Source organism: Protofrankia sp. BMG5.30, from assembly GCF_001983005.1.
GTDB lineage: Bacteria > Actinomycetota > Actinomycetes > Frankiales > Frankiaceae > Protofrankia > Protofrankia coriariae.
Genome location: NZ_MOME01000003.1, coordinates 16,852 through 33,237 on the forward strand (window position 1 = coordinate 16,852; position 16,386 = coordinate 33,237).

Annotated in this window: 9 protein-coding genes; 3 read left to right on the forward strand and 6 right to left on the reverse strand. The window is 72.9% G+C overall.

The genetic code is table 11. The features are described 5' to 3' along the window. Positions 1-175: 175 nt before the first annotated feature. Positions 176-1,681 carry a helix-turn-helix domain-containing protein gene (locus tag BL254_RS00485; RefSeq protein ID WP_076842207.1) on the forward strand — a complete coding sequence of 502 codons (1,506 nt, stop codon included), beginning with the start codon at positions 176-178 and terminating at the stop codon, positions 1,679-1,681. Between the two features lie 242 nt (positions 1,682-1,923). On the opposite strand, the gene BL254_RS00490 is transcribed toward BL254_RS00485, so the two are convergent. Continuing rightward, complete coding sequence (locus BL254_RS00490; protein WP_076842208.1) at positions 1,924-3,132, reverse strand: hypothetical protein; 1,209 nt, start codon at positions 3,130-3,132, stop codon at positions 1,924-1,926. Between the two features lie 440 nt (positions 3,133-3,572). Here BL254_RS00490 and BL254_RS00495 point away from each other — a divergent pair, with 440 nt between their 5' ends. Then, positions 3,573-4,592 carry a tryptophan--tRNA ligase gene (locus BL254_RS00495; protein WP_047221132.1) on the forward strand — a complete coding sequence of 340 codons (1,020 nt, stop codon included), beginning with the start codon at positions 3,573-3,575 and terminating at the stop codon, positions 4,590-4,592. Between the two features lie 256 nt (positions 4,593-4,848). Here the strand turns inward: BL254_RS00495 and BL254_RS26690 are convergent, their stop codons facing one another. Then, positions 4,849-5,355, reverse strand: coding sequence for a toll/interleukin-1 receptor domain-containing protein (locus BL254_RS26690; protein ID WP_047221255.1), 507 nt, complete (start codon positions 5,353-5,355; stop codon positions 4,849-4,851). A gap of 343 nt (positions 5,356-5,698) precedes the next feature. Between BL254_RS26690 and BL254_RS26695 the strand changes: the two genes are divergently transcribed. Then, positions 5,699-5,896, forward strand: coding sequence for a hypothetical protein (locus BL254_RS26695; protein ID WP_157180331.1), 198 nt, complete (start codon positions 5,699-5,701; stop codon positions 5,894-5,896). A 210-nt stretch (positions 5,897-6,106) separates the two neighbouring features. Here the strand turns inward: BL254_RS26695 and BL254_RS00505 are convergent, their stop codons facing one another. From BL254_RS00505 to BL254_RS00520, 4 genes are all read right to left on the reverse strand, one after another. Continuing rightward, positions 6,107-7,870 (reverse strand): substrate-binding and VWA domain-containing protein, encoded by a 1,764-nt coding sequence (locus tag BL254_RS00505; RefSeq protein ID WP_162233146.1) that lies wholly within the window; start codon positions 7,868-7,870, stop codon positions 6,107-6,109. A 526-nt stretch (positions 7,871-8,396) separates the two neighbouring features. Beyond that, the gene (locus BL254_RS00510; protein ID WP_076842209.1) at positions 8,397-12,104 is read right to left on the reverse strand and encodes an ATP-dependent DNA helicase; all 3,708 of its coding nucleotides are present in this window, start codon (positions 12,102-12,104) and stop codon (positions 8,397-8,399) included. Further along, positions 12,101-15,565 (reverse strand): ATP-dependent DNA helicase, encoded by a 3,465-nt coding sequence (locus BL254_RS00515; RefSeq protein ID WP_076842226.1) that lies wholly within the window; start codon positions 15,563-15,565, stop codon positions 12,101-12,103. Before BL254_RS00515 ends, BL254_RS00510 begins: the two co-directional genes overlap by 4 nt. A 364-nt stretch (positions 15,566-15,929) precedes the next feature. Next, complete coding sequence (locus BL254_RS00520; RefSeq protein WP_076842210.1) at positions 15,930-16,331, reverse strand: MGMT family protein; 402 nt, start codon at positions 16,329-16,331, stop codon at positions 15,930-15,932. Positions 16,332-16,386 lie beyond the last annotated feature (55 nt).

Below are 16,386 nucleotides of genomic sequence, written 5' to 3' on the forward strand. Positions count from 1 at the left end.
AGAGCCTCGGCGCGGGCCCTCACCGGGGTTCCCGACGGCTTCCCGACGGGCCTCTCTCCAACGGGAGGCCGACGGGACTCCACAGCCATCGTCAGGCTGTTCCCGCATCGTCACCGATGAGTCCGGGTTATGCTCACCGGAGCACTTCGACGACCCGGGGTCCGTCCGAAGCGGGGTGCAAGCCGTGAAAACTGTTCCAGACGGACAGTTGCCTTCCGATCTGCCTTCCGATCTTGCCGACATCCTGCGGCTTGAGCTGGCGACCCTCGGCGATGATCTGATCGCGGCCATCGCGCGTGAGGTGCCGTCGTACGCGCGCCCGCTGGAGGGCTCGTTCGGCCGCGGCGTCCGGCAGGGAGTCGAAGAGGCGCTGCTGCGTTTCCTCACCGTGGTCGGCGCCGACTCCAGCGGACCGCCCGATCTCGCGGCCAGCCGTGAGATCTACGTCCGGCTGGGACGCGGCGAGTTCCGCTCCGGACGCTCGCTGGACACCCTTCTCGGCGCCTACCGGGTCGGCGCCCGGGTCGCCTGGCGGCGGCTCGCCGAGGCCGCGCAGCGCGGCGGGCTGGACGCCGACGGGCTGGTGTCGCTGGCCGAAACCATGTTCGCCTACATCGACCGGATCTCCGCCGCCAGCGCAGAGGGCTACGCCCAGGAGCAGTCCGAGGCAGCCAGCGAACGCGGCCGCCTGCGGGACCGGCTCGGCGAGCTGATGCTGTCCGGGGGAAACCCGGCAACGATCGAGCAGCTCGCCCGGGCAGCCCGTTACCGGCTGCCCGACGTCGTGGCCGCCGTTCTCCTCACCGGCTCCGCGGGCAGCCGCCGGAACGCCGACGGAGCCGACGGTGCCGGTGCCGTCGCCCCGGCACGCACCGACGCAGGCGACGGCGACGGCGACGGCGACGGGGCCATCGTTGGCGAAGTTCGCGGGGCTGTTGACGCAGTTCGCGGCGGCGACGGGGCCCGTGGGACCGGCACGGCTGGTGCCGTCGACACCGCTCGCGGCGTTGACAGGGCCGGTGCGGCCGGACACGTGGATGCCCCGGCCCACGACCGTGTCGACCGGCATGCCGACCGGCATGCCGACCACCGCCTCCCCCACCTGGTGCTGCCGCCGGACACACCTCGCACCATTCAGGGTGAGGACACCTGGGTGTTCGTCACGGACCCGGCCGGTCCCGGGCGGCGGGGCTGGCTTGAGCGGGCGCTGGCCGGTCTCGACGCGATCGTCGGCCCGGCCGTCCCGTGGCGGGACGCGTCCGCCAGCGCGGCGCGGGCGGCGTTCGCGCGCAAGGCCCGGGACAGCGGGACGCTGCCGGGCGTGCCCGCCGGCCCCGGCGGGGTGCTGTTCACCGACGACCACCTCCCCGGGCTGTTGTTCGCCCGGGATCCGCAACTGCTCGCCGATCTCGCCCGCCGCCGGCTCGCCCCGCTGGACGGGCTGCCCGCCCGGGCCCGTACCCGGCTGGCGCAGACGCTGCTGCTGTGGCTGCGGCTGCGGGGGCAACGTGCCCGGATCGCCGCCGAACTCCAGGTACACCCGCAGACGGTCCGCTACCGGCTCAGCCAGTTGCGCACCCTGTTCGGAGACGCTCTGGACGACCCGGACGTCCGTTTCGAGCTCGAGCTCGTCCTACGCGCCGGCCTGACCCACCCTCCGTACTCACCGACAGCCGACTGACGGGTCGTGCCCGCTGGGTTGTGCCCGCAAGCCATATCCCCCGATGCCCGCTTATCCCTCGGGGTGCCCGTTTTCCCCTGCTGCGACGGCCAACCGGGCCGGCCCCGGCCCGCTCGTCACCGGCATCGCCGGGCGGCAACGCCCTCAGATGACAGCGCCACCGGGCAGCGGCGTCACGTGATGGCCCGTCATAGTGGAGGCCACCGGCTCTTGCGGCAACGTCACCGCTGGCGGCGCGGCGGTCAGGCGATGGGGACGGGCTTCGGCCCCGTACTACGCATGTTGACCAGCCGTCCGAGCAGGTCGAACCAGAACGGCGCGCCGAGGGAGAGCGCGAGCGTGGTGAACAACCAGCCGAGAATTTTCAGCGCCCAGCCGCCGACGTCATCGGGAACCGCCCGCGGGTCCGCGCTGTCGGAGYCGGCATCGGTCCAGCCCAGCGGCAGATGCAGCGCACCGGCGTCCCGGATGGCCTGTACCGCCTGGTTCGCCGCGTCCTCAGAGTTGTTCGTCGTGGGGGTGTCCGCGCTGGTCGCGGTGGTGCCCGTGCTGACGGGGGCGGAGTTCACCTGGGTGGCTGCGGCCTCGACCACGGCCGCGCGCAACGACCGGTTCTCCCACAGCGCGTTGGTGAGCGCGATCGCGTCCAGGTTCAGCGCCAGGGTGACCAGCAGTGCGTAGACGATGAGAAAACGCTGGACGCGCCGCTTGTACCAACCGGAAAGCCGATCCATCGTGTCGTCGTACCAGGCGGCGATCTCGGCGACGATCCGGTCCCGGTCATGGCCCGCACGGGTCACTATGCCGGTCAGCGCCAGTCGCAGGGGCGCGTTCTCCGGCAGCTTGTCCAGCTCCTCCAATAACGGCCGGACGGATTCCGGGCCGGCGAGCCCGGCTATCGAGATGGCGAGTTTGCGGTTTTCCTCGGACGCCGACGGAGCCGCGGTAATGGCCTCGGCCAGAGCCGCGGCCGTCGTGTCGGTGAGCGAATGATGCGCGTCGCGGTAGGCGTCGCGGGCGCTGTCGGGAAGCGCCGCCGTGTCCATCCGGCCGAGCAGGACACGCACCGGCGGTTCCAGCATGTCGAGTACACCGCGGGCAAAGGCGATGGACGGGATGTAGGACGGCAGGCGTAACTGCCGGGCCCGGCGCCACGCGCCGGTCTGCCCCAAGGCGTCTCTCAGATCGGGCACGGCATTCCTCCGGCCGCCCGTACGCAGGCCACGCAGCGAGCCGTCGAGAAGCTGCGCGGTCAGACCGGTGTCGGGAGTTGTTCCCGTCCGGTCCACCGGGCCGTCACCGAAGAGGCGCCGCAGTTCGGTCTCGAGCTGCCGGCCGCGATAGGCCATGACCCCGAAAACGACCTCGTTGATACGGGAGACCGCCACGCTCCCGATGGCGAACACCAGAATGAGACCGATCGGCACGTCCAGAATGGCCGAATCCGGCATGTCCCTTCACCCCCGACACGTCCGGGACGATCTCACCGGGGCCGTCGGGGCGACGGCGGCTCGACCGATGGCCCGACCTGCGATCCGACTTGTGACCCGACTTGCGCGCTATACACATTTTGCTTACGAAATTCTACTATGTCCCGTCGCGCAGGGCGCGCGTGTCGGCCAGGATGTCGGACCCACCGCCTATGACGGCCAGGCATGACGAACGAAGATCGAGCCGGCGCCCGCCTGGCGCCGGCGGCCTGCGGCCGTGTGCCCGCCCCGTGGCCAACGGGCCGCCAAGAGATGCCGGGAGCCGCCGGGGGTCGGCCTCAGCTCGTCGGAAGCTCGTCGGATCGCCCGCCGGCCACCTCACACGACCCGGCGACGGGCGTCACGGCCGACGCTCACCACGAGCTGTATTCTGAGGGCAGCCCGGAGAAGATGTGAGGTTGATGTCCGCATCCCCAGTCAAAATTTCCCTGACGGGAATCAAGCCGACCGGTGAACCGCACCTCGGCAACTATGTCGGCGCCATCAAACCGGCGTTGCGGCTCGCCGAGGAGTACGAGGCGATGTACTTCATCGCGGACTACCACGCGCTGACCACTGTTCGCGATCCCGCATTGCTGCGGCACTACACCCGCTCGGTGGCCGCGACGTGGATCGCCGCCGGCCTCGACCCGGACCAGGTGGTCTTCTATCGGCAGTCGGACATCCCCGAGATCCCGGAACTGGCCTGGATCCTCAGCTGCCTGACCGGTAAGGGGCTGATGAACCGGGCGCACGCCTACAAGGCGGCGCGGGACCGCAACCAGGAAGCAGGTAAGGCGGACCTCGATGCCGGGATCAACATGGGACTGTACAACTACCCGGTTCTCATGGCGGTCGACATCCTGATCATGGGTACCGATGTGGTACCGGTCGGGCGTGACCAGATGCAGCACGTGGAGATCGCCGCCGACATCGCGGGCTCGTTCAACCATGTCTACGGAGACAGCTTCAAGCTCAAGGTCCCACAGGCGATCGTTCCCGAAGCCGAGACCGGTCGCACGCTGCCGGGCCTGGACGGTCGAAAGATGAGCAAATCGTACGACAACACGATCCCTTTGTTCTGCAGCGAGTCGCAACTGAAGAAACTCGTGCGCCGCATTCCGACCGATTCCACTCCGGTGGAGGACCCCAAGGACCCGGACAGCTCCAACGTCTTCCAGATCCTGGAGCAGTTTGCATCCCCGGAGATCACCGCTGACACACGGCGACGCCTGCAGGCCGGTGGCATGGGTTGGGGCGAGCTGAAAAACCAGCTGTTCGACATCCTCAACACGCAGCTCGGCCCGCTACGCGAACGTTACGACGCCCTGATGGCACCGGGCAGCGAACTGGACGCGCTCCTGGCCGCGGGAGCGGAAAAGGCCCGCAAGCGAGCGGTACCCACCCTGGACCAGGTACGCAGGGCAATCGGTATCAACTGACCCTGCCCCGCGTGGGAGCGATGCGCGGGACAACCGGGTGACCGTGCGGGCCACCGTCACGTAGCGGCAGCCACACGTCAGATCACGGTCGAATCACGAAAGCGCGGGGACAAACGGCCGCCGCAGCGGCCGTTTGTCCCCGCGCTTTTCCGGTTGGACAGGTCACGGCGGCCCCGCCGGCCGGTGTCGGCGGCCACGCGGCGGGTCCCATAAAATTCGTCGCGAGCATGACGGATCCGCCATTTTCTTACCGCTTTCAGCATTCATGGCCGTCGTTCATCAGGGTCAGGGCAACGCGGAACAGCACGTCCTCCCGCTCGTGCTCCGACATGGTGCTCAGCGGCCGGTCAGGCGGGTTGATCGCCTGGAAGCGGGCAAGCGCCGGCGTATGCGCGAAGAGGCTCGGCTTGATGATGACGGGAATTATGCGGCAGCCACGGTTCGCGGCGGCGTCCAGCAGGGGAGGCAGTTCCTCGTTCGCAATGAAGTCAGAAGCGAGAAAATCGGCCGTTACCAGCAGAATCGCCACCTTCGCCCGGTCCAGAACAGCGTTTATCTCCTTTCTCCAGTCGTCCCCGGCATGCAGTCTGGTGTCCGCCCATAAATCTATCTTTCTGGTGCGTTCGAGGGGGCGGAGATGAACCTGCAGACGTTCGAGCCAGGCCCGGTCCTGATGGCTGTAGCTGACAAAAACCCGGTCACGGACGGGATGCTGCCCGCCCGCGGGTACCTGGCCCTCGTCCGGCGGCACGACAGCCGTCATCGTTTCCCCACCGGTTTCCGGCGGCGGTGTCGGCGGGAGGGATGACGGTGCGGGAGACGGTTGCGTTTCGGGGGACAGCACACTGGTAATCCCGGCTGCCGCCCCGGCAGGTACCGTCGCGGCAGCCTCAGCGGACGGTCCGGCGGACACCGTGACCGTGGCCCCGGCGGATGACCCGGCGGATGGCGAGCCGGCGGCCCCGGCGGACGACCCGGCAGGCACCGGCGCCGCCAGGCCGGTGGATGATCCGGCAGGTGACGGGACGGAGGACACGGCGGCGATCTCGGTGCCGGCGGTTGGGGCCGGCACGCGCGGCTGAGTCTCCGGCAACGGTGATGCCCCGATGATCGGCGGTGTCCGGGCAGCCGGACCGCCCCGCGACGGTGAGGACGCCGACGAGCCTCCCGCGCGCCCGCGGCGGGCGAAAAGCACGCGGGCCGCCAGCGTCACCGCGGCCGCCGAGACCACGGTGATCCCGCCGCCCCACAGCGCGGTGGCCGCGGGAAGAACCCGGCCCGCCCATAACAGCAGCCAGAAATAGCCGGCGCCCAGCGCAGGAAGGACCACCCGCCACGGGACGCGCGCGCCCCCGCCGCCGGCCTTCGCACCCATGCCCTGCATCTCGTACCTTTCAGCGGTCCGGCAGGCCCGGGACGTCGGAATCCCCGGGCCTGCCGGACCGGTTTCCAGACCCCGGCTGCGGCGGGAACCCCGGGCACGGAAGAAAAATAATCGCATTATCCTTCGCCGGCTAGAAGTTCGACACGACGCCGCGGAGTACTTTTTCTATCGTGGCCGGGTCGCTGGCGGGATAGTAACTTCCCTGGCTGTCGTCGGAGATGCTTTTCAGAGCCGCCTCGTCGGCTTCGGCGTAGCCGATGGAGAACACCCGCACCGGAGCCTGCCGCGCGGCGTCCGCCGTGAGGGTGCCGCGCAGGCGGAGCAGCGCGGCGTCGTCCGGGGGATCCTGCCTGCCGTCGGTCACCAGTACGACGGCGTTGATCCGGTCCGGATCGTAGGTGTCCCGTACCTGCCTGACCGCGTCGTCCGTGACCTGGTACAGCGGGGTGTCGTTACCGGTCGCCAGATGGTCGATCCGGTTCTTCAGGCCGGCGAGCCGCGGGCCGATCGCCGCGATCGGCGCGACCTCCTCGTGGACGGGACGCCCGTCGGAGGCCGTGGTGAAGGTCCACAGGCCGACGTCGTCGTCGGGGGCGAACAGCTCGAGGGCCTGCCGGGTGGCCTGCTTAGCGAGCTGCAGCCTGGTCTGTCCGGTACCCGGCACGATGTTGTTCATCGAACCGGAGACGTCCAGCAGGACGAGTACGCGGGCACGCTTCCGCAACGCCGACAGCCAGGCGTTCGTGACGCGGTCCAGCACCGCCGCCGGCGGCACCGGAAGAGCCTTCGGCGAGCCGACGGTGAGGAGCGGGTCGTCTTTTATCACCGGACCGGCCGCACCGCGCGCGTCCCGGAAAGCCACGTCCCGGAACCGCTCCTGCACCGGCTCCGACAGAAGATAGCGCAGGAAATGCGAGGCGACCGCCTGCTTCGCCTCGTCCGTCCGGTTCCCGGCGAGCACGACGTACGGCTGGTCCGCGTAAAGCGTGCCTTCCCGGGGATGGATGGCCGCGAGCTTCACCCGCGGCGGGAGATGAGCGGGAGGCGCGGTCGACGACGTCGACCTCAGATCACCCCGGTTGTACCCCCAGACGGATTTCTCCGGGACCGCGGCCGCGGAGACGTAGCCCAGGGCGTCGCCCGCGTCGTCGGCTTTCTGAAGATTATCCAGGAACGTCTGCACAATGGTCCCGTAGTGGACCGCGGAATACTCGAGGTCGCGGACGTACTCCTGGGCCCGCGGGTCGTCGACGTCCGCCGCCGTCAACGCCGCGGTGTGGCCGCCGGCGGCGGCGAACGCGGCCACGGTGGCGTGCAGGCCGGAGGTGGACACCGTGGGATTGGTCTTCCCCATCCGGAACGGCCCCCATTCCGCGTGGCCGTATCGGCCCCAGCCCCGCGGGTCGCGGGCGAGCGCACGCAGCTCGGACCAGCCGACCGGATGTTTCGGCCATCCCAGCGCCTGGGCCATCGGCACGGGCATGGCGATGACCAGCGGCGTCTTGGCGATACTCGGCACGGACGCGGGCGGCGGGACGAGCGCCGGCGTATGCTCGTGAGCAAGCTCCACCCAGCTCGAGGCGGCCGGCAGCCACACGTCCGGGAAAACCCCGTCGACCCGCTCGTCCCATCCCCGGGCGAGCGCCTGTTCGACGTCGCCGGAATCCTCCGGCAGGACGCTGACCCTGGCGCAGTTGGTCTGTCTCGTGTATTCCCCGGCCAGATCGGTGAGCAGGGCAAAGGAATCCGCGCTGGCAGCGACCACGATGGTCGCGCAGGTTCCGGAGTACGCGGGTAGCGGCGACGGCCTCTGAACGTCGGGTGCGGATACCGAGGGACGGGTGAGAACGCGTAACCCGACGATGACGAGCGCGGCGACCAGCACCACAGGCACCGCGATCCTGGGGTTACGGCTCCTGGGGCCACGGCTCACTTCGAGCCGCGCGTCCCGTCGGCGGCTGCCGTAGCCACGCCTTCACTGCCCCGCGGGTCGGCACCCGACGGACGACCAGAGTCCGACAGGCCGGAACACGCCGAGGCGCAGCGACATGACAGGCCGGGACGGGCGGCCCACCGGGCCGACATCCCGCCCACTGGTCTCGACGCCCACACCATGCTCCGCTCCCCCCGCGGTGGACACGACGCTCATCCCGTTGCCATCCCGTTGCCGGTCAGCGACAGGACGCGACACACCTGCACGTACTGTAACGCCACAATCGGGCAGCTCCCGCCGCCGAGTGCCGACATGACCGGCCATCGCCACCGACGGCGACCCGGGCCGGGTCAGCGGCCCGGCCACGGACGACGAACCGACCCGCACGACGCCCACCCTCGGCCGGCATGACTACCAGCCCCCGTCAGCAGGCGAGCCAAGGCGGACGGAAGCTGGCCGGCACCGAGGCCGGGAGGTCGGAACCCGGTCATGAGGTGGCGAGGAGGGCTTCGAGTTCGGGCTCGGAGAGCAGTTTCGGGCGGACGACCTCGCCGGAGCGGACGTACAGGAACGCCGCGTCCACCGCGTCCAGCGCGACGCCGCGCAGCCGCGCCCACGCCAGCCGGTAGACCGCGAGCTGCGTCGCGTCCGCCTGGCGGCGCCCGGTCTTCCAGTCGACCACCTCCCACCGGCCGTCGCCGAGGTCGTACACCGCGTCGATGCGGCCCCGGACCGCCCGGCCGCCGATCAGCAGCTCGAACGGTGCCTCCACCGCGAACGGGCTGCGCTGGCCGTACGGGCTGGCCAGGAACGCCTCCCGCAGCGCCGCGGCATCCGCGGTATCGGCGTCGTCGACGCCCTCGTCCGCCGCCCCCGGCAGGTCGTCAAGGTCGATCAGCGGGGTCTGCTCGAACATCCCCTCCACCCAGGAGTGGAACGCCGTGCCCCGGCGGGCCTGCGGCACCGGCGGTCGCGGCATCGGACGGGCGAGATCACGGGCCAGCCCCGCCGGGTCGGCCCGCAGCCGCACCACCTGGGAGGCGGTGAGCGCGCGGGGCAGCTCCACCTCGCGGACGACCCGCCGGGCCCGGCGGGCCTCGGCCAGCAGCAGCTCGACGTCGGCGTCCAGTTCGGTGAGCATCTGCCGTTCCGCCGGGGTCATCCGCTCGTGGTCGTCGTCGGGAAGCGGACGGCCGGCGGTGAGCGCGGCCAGATACCCGCCGACATCCCGCGCGACGGCCTGCCGGCGGGCAAAGGCGACCGGTTCGTAGGGCAGCGGCCAGTCCAGGTCGTCCATGCCCGCAAGCTGCGGATTCGTCTCACCCTCGGACGGCGGGGGCGCCCACAGCGCGACCCGGCCGCCACCGGCATGGGCATGATCGTGGAGTTCGTCGAGGAACGCCGACGGCCCGCGGGGCCGGCGCTGCGACGGCCCCCACCAGTGGCCGCTGCCGAGCAGCAGCGACTTCGCCCGGGTGAACGCGACATAGCCGAGCCGGCGCTCCTCCCGCTCCAGGTAGGCGTCGCACTCCGCGGTGAAGTCGGCGAGCGCGGCCTTGTCATGACCGCGCAGCGCCGGCAGGTCGTCGGCGTCCCCGCGCAGCGGTGTCGGGAGCACCGAGGCCACCGTGGTCCACTTCGACCGGACCGTCGTGACGGGGAAGACCTTGCGGCTGAGATTCGGCACGGCCACGACCTCCCACTCCAGCCCCTTGGACTTGTGGACGGTCATGAGCTGGACGGCGTCCGCACCGGACGGGCTGGTCGCGTCCAGACCGCGCTCGTGCTCCCGCGCGGCCCGCAGGAAGGCCAGGAAGGAGCGCACCGAGCCGTCGTTGTCCAGGCCCTCGAAGTTCGCCGCGACGTCGACGAAGGCGGCGAGGTTGTCCCGGCGGCGGGCCGTGACCGCCTCGGGGCTCGCTGCCAGCTCCACATCCAGCCCGGTGACCTCGACAACCCGGTGGATGACGTCCAGCAGCGGCTCGTCGACGTGGGCGCGCAGGTGGCGCAGCTCCCCGGCGAGCATCCGCAGCCGCGCCCGGCCGGCGGGCGAGACCTCGTCGCCGGGATCGTCGAGCACGTCCGCGAGCGCGACCACGTCACAGGGGTCGATCCCGGTCACGGCTTCGTCGAGCGGGTCGAGTGAGCTGAGCGGGCCGGCCGGGCCGGCCGGGCCGGCGCCGTCGTGGCCGCCGTGACCGGCACCGTCGCCATAGCCGGCACCGCCATCGTGACCGGCGTGACCGGCGGAGCTTTGCGGCTGTCGGGACGCCTGCTGGCCGGGCGCCGGCTGGTCGAGGACGGCGGCACGGTCCGTCCCCACCCGGACGGCCGCCCGCGCCGCGCGCCCGAGCGCCGCGAGATCCCGCCGGTCCAGACGTACCCGTGGCCCGGTCAGCAGCCGGACCAGCGCGGCGTTGGCGGTGGGGTCGTCCAGCACCTCCAGGGTCGCGACGACGTCGGCGACCTCCGGCAGGCTCAGCAGGCCGCCGAGCCCGACGACCTCCACCGGCAGCCCCGCCGCCAGCAGGGCCGCGTACAGCGCGGGCACGTCGGAGCGCGCCCGTACCAGCACCGCGCACTCCCCCGGTCTGGCCCGCCCGGCGTCGACGATCTCCCGCAGCGTCGCCGCGACCCAGCGGACCTCGCCCGCCCAGGTCGGATGCAGCGCCACCACCGTCGTGCCGTGCTCGGCGACATCCGGCCGAGGACGCAGTCGCGCGACGTGATGGCGGGCCCGCAGGGTCGCCGCGACCGTGTTCGCCAGGCTCAGCAGCCGGCCGCCGCTGCGCTGGTTGACCGTCAGCTCGTACACCCGCGCCGGCTCGCCGTCACGGCGGCGGAAGTGCGCCGGGAACCCGTCGAGGTTCGCCACCGACGCCCCCCGCCAGCCGTAGATCGCCTGGCAGGGGTCACCGACGGCGGTCACCGGATGGCCGCCGCCGAACAGGCCGGCGAGCATCCGCCGCTGCGCCACGGAGGTGTCCTGATATTCGTCCAGGAGCACGACTCTGGCCCGGGCGCGTTCCAGCGCGCCGACCTCGGGCACGCTGTCCGCCAGCCGGACGGCGAGGGTCACCAGGTCGCCGAAGTCGATGACCTCCAGCTCCTGTTTGGCCTGCCGGTACTCGGCCACCATGGCGGCGAGTTCCCGGCGGGCGCGGGCGGCCATGACCATCCGGCCGAGGATGTCGACATGGCCTCTGTTGCGCGCGACACGGCGGCCGGCGGCGATCGCGGCTTCGAGCTCCGCGAGCCGGTCCAGCTCGAAGGCGGCGAGGGCGTCCGGGTCGACGAGATGCTCGCTGAGCTCCGCCTCGAGCGAGACGAGATCACCGGTGAGCATCGACATCGGCCGGGTCAACGCCTCGACCGGCCCGCGGTGCTGGCGCAGCACCCGGCTGGCGAGCTGGAAGCGGGTGGCGTCAGCGAGCAGCCGGAATCCCGGTTCGACGCCCAGCCGCAGCGCATGGTCCGTGATCAGCCGTTTCGCGAACGAGTGGTAGGTGGACACGGCCGGTTCACCGTCGACGTCGCTGTCCCCGCCCGGGGACGGCTGGGGCGCGCCGTCTTCCTGGTGGCCGGCCGGTTCCCGGTGGCCGGCCGGATCGTCTTCCCGCGGGCCGGAGATCAGGCCGGCTCCTCGCTGACCGGGCAGCGTGCCCCACGCCCCGTGGCCCGCGCCCGGTGTGGCCGGCACGCCGGCCTCACGCTGGCCGGGAGGAACGCCCCGGGGGCCGTCGGCGGTGCCGACCGGGCCCGCCTTCGCCAGGCCCCGGCGGATCCGGTCGGTCAGCTCGCCCGCGGCCTTGGTGGTGAAGGTGAGGCCGAGCACGTCCCCGGGCGCGACCTGGCCGGTCGCGACCAGCCAGACGACCCGCGCGGCCATCACCGACGTCTTGCCCGAACCGGCACCGGCAACGATCACACCGGGCTCCAGCGGAGCCGTCGCCGCGGCGATCTGCTCGCCGGTGAACGGCACCCCGAGCAGGTCACGCAGGTCCTCCGGGACCAGCGGGACCAGCGGCGCTGGGGGCGCCGGCGGGCCGCCCCCAGCGTGGGGGCCGCCCTCGGGACGCGGAGCACCTCCGGCGCCCAGGCCGCCACCGGGCGGTGGCCCCTCGCCGGGGCGGGGGCTGCCGCCAGCCGGCCGGGGCGCCGCACCCACGGTCAGACGATCACCACTCGCTGTCAAGTGATCACCTGTCGTCCGTCGTCCTGGGCCGGGCAGCAGCGGCGGAACGCGCACATCGAGCAGTCCGGGCCGGGACGAGGCGGGAAGCGTTCCGCGGCGATGAGCTCGACGGCGTCCACGAGAAGATCGTCCATCCAGGTGGGGCCGTCCGGCGGCAGGGCAGGCTGCCGCTGCACCTTCGGCGCCCGAGCCGGCCGCCGCCCATCCGCAGCACCCGCCCCAGCGGCACCCGCCTTCGTAGCATTCGGTCCGGTGGCATTCGGTCCGGTGACGTCCGGTCCGGTGGCATCCGATGGCGGGTCGTCCGGTGCCGGGTCCGGCCCGGCGTCCAGGCGCAGGTGCACCAGTTCCGCCCCGCCGGGCTCAGCGCCGGATCCCGGCCCGGCGGACGCCACCGCCCCGCCGCGGACGGCCAGCTGGTAGGTGCCCAGCTGCGGATGCCGGGCCACGTCCGTGCCGGACGGCGCCGTGCGGCCGGTCTTGAAGTCCACGACGTGCACCCGGCCGGCGTCGTCGAGCTCGATACGGTCGACGAAGCCGCGCAGCCGGACCGTCCGCCCGCCCACCGCCAGGTCACAGGAGAACGGGACCTCGCTGGCCACCAGCCGCCGCCCGCGGGCCGCGGCATGCCACACCAGGAACCGGGCCAGGGCCTGGCGCGCCGCCGCGCGCTGCTGCTCGGAGCGCCACTGCGCCTCGTAGCCGAGGTGACGCCACACCCGGTCCAGCCGGGTGTCGAGAGCGCCCAGGTCGGGCGGGGTCCGCCCGGTGGCCACCTCGTCGGCCAGCGCGTGCACGACCTTGCCGAAACCCATCTCGGCGTTGCTGGTGCCCTGCGCATGCGCCTCATGTTCGAGGAACCAGCGCGTCGGGCACGTCACGAGCCCCGACAGCGACGACCCCGACAGCCGGACGGGGGCCTCCGGCGCGACCACCGGCACCTCGCCGGAGGTCACCTCGACCAGCCCCCACCAGCGGCCGGGACGGGCCGCGGGGACGAGCGGCCGGCCGGCGTCGTCGACGGCGGCGGCCAGCCGCGCAAGCCGGGCCGCGGCCGCCTGCCGCATGGCCGGTGTCGACTCCGGGTCGACCGCGGCCCGGCGCAGCGCCGCGACCGCCGACGGCAGCGTGAGCGGACGCGCCGGCCGGGAACGCCCCCGCGTCACCACGACGCCGAGCCGCTCGGCCTCGGCCAGCTCGTGGAAGAACCGGCTCGGGCTCGTCCCCTGGTCCTCGGCGGAGTCGACCGCGGTGACGACGAGACGTCGGCGCGCCCTGGTCAGCGCCACGTAGAACAGCCGGCGTTCGTCGGCGAGCAGTTCGGCCCGGGTCACCGGCTCCCGCACGCCGCCGAGCTCGGGGCGCTCCAGCCGTTCGGCCTCCAGCAGCGAACAGCGGGTCCGCAGGTCCGGCCACTCCCCGTCCTGGACGCCGCAGACGACCACCACGTCCCATTCCAGGCCCTTGCTGCGGTGGGCGGTCAGCAGCCGGACCACATCCGGCCGCGCCGGGCGCTCGGTGAGCACGTCACCGGCGATCTGCTGCTGTTCCAGCTCGTCGAGCACCGGGCCGATGCCGGTGCCCGGCCCATGCCGGTCACTGGCCCGGCCGACAGCGGCGAACAGCGCGACCACGGCGTCGAGGTCGCGGTCGGCCGCCCGGCCGGCAGCTCCCCCGGCGGCCGAGGCGCGTTCCAGCCGCCGCGGCCAGCCGCTGCCGGACCACAGCACCCACAGGACGTCCTCGGACGTGCCGCCGGCGGCCCGCACCGCACGCGCCGAGCGCAGCAGCTCACCCAGCCGCCGGGCCGGGCCGGCGAGGCGTTCCTCCACCATCAGCAGGGCCCGGTCGGGATCCACGACCGCCTGCCGGAGCAGTTCCGCCGACGACGCCGGCACCGCAGGCCCGCCCGCCCGGTCAGCCGGCGCCGCGGCCTCGGCCGGCAGACCGGACAGGCGGCCGGCCCCGTCCGTGCGCGCGATGGCAGCGGCGCCGGCGGCGATCGCCACCCGTTCGGCCGCGCGCAGCGCCCTGCCCAGCGCCCGCAGCGCGCCCGGGTCGGCCCCGCCCAGCGGGCTCGTCAGCAGAGTGTGGGCCGCCTGCGCGGTCAGCTCGTCCGGTGGGCCGTCGACGCAGCGCAGGGCGAGCAGCAGCGGGGCGACCGTGCCGTCGCGGGCCGGTGGCAGCTCGTCGCCGGCCACCTCGACCGGCACCCCACCGGCGACGAGCATCCGGCGCAGCAGCAGCATCGACCGGGTCGCGCTGCGGACCAGGACCGCCATCCGCTCCCACGGGGTGCCGTTGCCCAGATGCTCCCGGCGCAGCAGGTCCGCGATGCCCTCGGCCTGGGCGCCGGTGGTCGTGTACGTGCGTGCCTCCACCCGTTCGGCGACGGGCGGGCCGGCGGCGACCAGCTCCCGGTGGGCGCGCAGATGCCCGGCGGGCAGGCCGGTGGCGGGGATGCGCCGGGCGACCTCCCGGCTGACCGCGAGCGCGACCGGGCCCAGCCGACGGCAGCGCCGCAGGGTGACGACGTCGGCCGCGCGCCCGTCGGCGCGGGGGAAACGGGCCGGGAACTCCAGCAGGCCACGGACCTCCGCCCCCCGGAAACCGTAGATCGACTGGTCCGGGTCGCCGACGACGACGAGGTCGGCGCCACCGCCGGCGACAGCGCGCAGCAGCCGTTCCTGCGCCGGATCGGTGTCCTGGTACTCGTCGACGAACACAGCCTGGTAGCGGCGACGCAGCTGTGCCCCGACATCATCGCTTTCGGCGACGAGGGCCGCCCGCTGCACCAGTTCGGGATAGTCGATGGCACCCACGTGGTCGAGAGCGTCGAGATAGTCGGCGTAGAAGGTCGCCATCGCCGCCCAGTCCGCCCGGCCGGTGTCACGGGCCAGCCGGGCCAGCGCGTCCGGGTCGAGACCGACATCCCGGGCGCGGGCGAGCATCGCGCGCGCCTCCTCGGCGAACCCGCGGGTGGTCAGGCAGCCCGCCAGGGCCGCCGGCCACCGGGGGCGGCCGACCTCCCGCGTGCCGGCGAGCAGGTCGCGCAGCTGGGCGTCCTGCTCGGGCCCGGACAGCAGTCGCGGCGGGACGCCGAGCGGGTCGGGCCGGTACAGCCGCAGCAGCGCGTAGCACCAGGCGTGGAACGTCCAGGCAAGCGGGACACCGACCGCGGCCCCCAGCCGCCAGGTGATGCGCTCCCGCAGCTCCCGCGCGGCACGCCGGCTGAAGGTGAGCACGAGGATCGCCGCCGGGTCGAGCCCGTCGCGCACCCGCCGGGCCACCGCCTCGACGATCGTGGTCGTCTTGCCCGTGCCGGGCCCGGCGAGGACGAGCAGCGGGCCCCCGGCGTGGTCGACCACCCGGCGCTGGTCGGTGTCGAGGACGGGCGGCCGCACCGGCTGCGTCGGAGTCCGCACAAGCCGGTAGGCGGCCGGGCCACCGCCCCCGGCCACGGCCCCGCCGGTCCCGGCGACAGTTCCACTGGCCCCACCAACTTCGGCGGCCCCGCCGGCTTCGGCGCCGTCCCGCTGAGCTGTCACGGCGTAGAGCACACCACGCCCCACCGACAAACCCGGATAGGCCGTCACCAAAACGCCGGTCCCGTCGACAGAACCGGACGAACCCGCCGGTACGGCTATCGGGCTGGGCAGGCTGCTCGGGTCGCGCCGTCAACCGGCCGGCCGGCGTCCCGCGCCGTCCCGACAACGGGCCGGGACGGTGGAAACGGGCGGCTGGAAACAGGCGGCTGGAAGCAGACGGAAAGAAGCAGGTCAGGTAGCGCCGCCGACGGCGGTATGCGGTCGGCGGGGGCCGTCGTCAGCCGGTTGGCCGGCCATCCCAGCGGGCCACGGCCAGGTCCACCCGCTCGCCGCCGGGACGCAGCGCGGTGCCGTCGGCGGCGAGCCGCCGCAGTGCCTCGACCGGGGCGGTGGGATTCGGCTCGCCGGTGGAGCGGATCACCCGGTGCCAGGGCACGTCGTCGTCATACCCGTGCCGGCTGAGCACGGCGCCGACCGTCCGGCCGGTGCCCGCGCCCACGTATTCGGCGACATCACCGTAGGTCATCACCTTGCCGCGGGGAATTCGCGTGATCGCCTCGAGGACGGTCATCGCGTACGGGCTCGGCCGGCCGCCGACGCTGATCCGGGTGGCCAGCCCCGCGGACACGCTCAGCGGCGGCTCATGCCGCCGCCCGGCCCGGCGGGCATCCGCTGGCATCCAACCTCCCCGACACGACCAGGAGCACCAGTCGTACAACCATACGTAGCCGTAT

What these genes read in the sequence shown, in the direction of transcription:
- BL254_RS26690 (WP_047221255.1), bottom strand. Translation starts at nt 5,355, where the DNA reads ATGACGGCTGTCGTGCCGCCGGACGAGGGCCAGGTACCCGCGGGCGGG.
- BL254_RS00495 (WP_047221132.1), top strand. Translation starts at nt 3,573, where the DNA reads ATGTCCGCATCCCCAGTCAAAATTTCCCTGACGGGAATCAAGCCGACC.
- BL254_RS00520 (WP_076842210.1), bottom strand. Translation starts at nt 16,331, where the DNA reads ATGCCAGCGGATGCCCGCCGGGCCGGGCGGCGGCATGAGCCGCCGCTG.
- BL254_RS26695 (WP_157180331.1), top strand. Translation starts at nt 5,699, where the DNA reads ATGATCGGCGGTGTCCGGGCAGCCGGACCGCCCCGCGACGGTGAGGAC.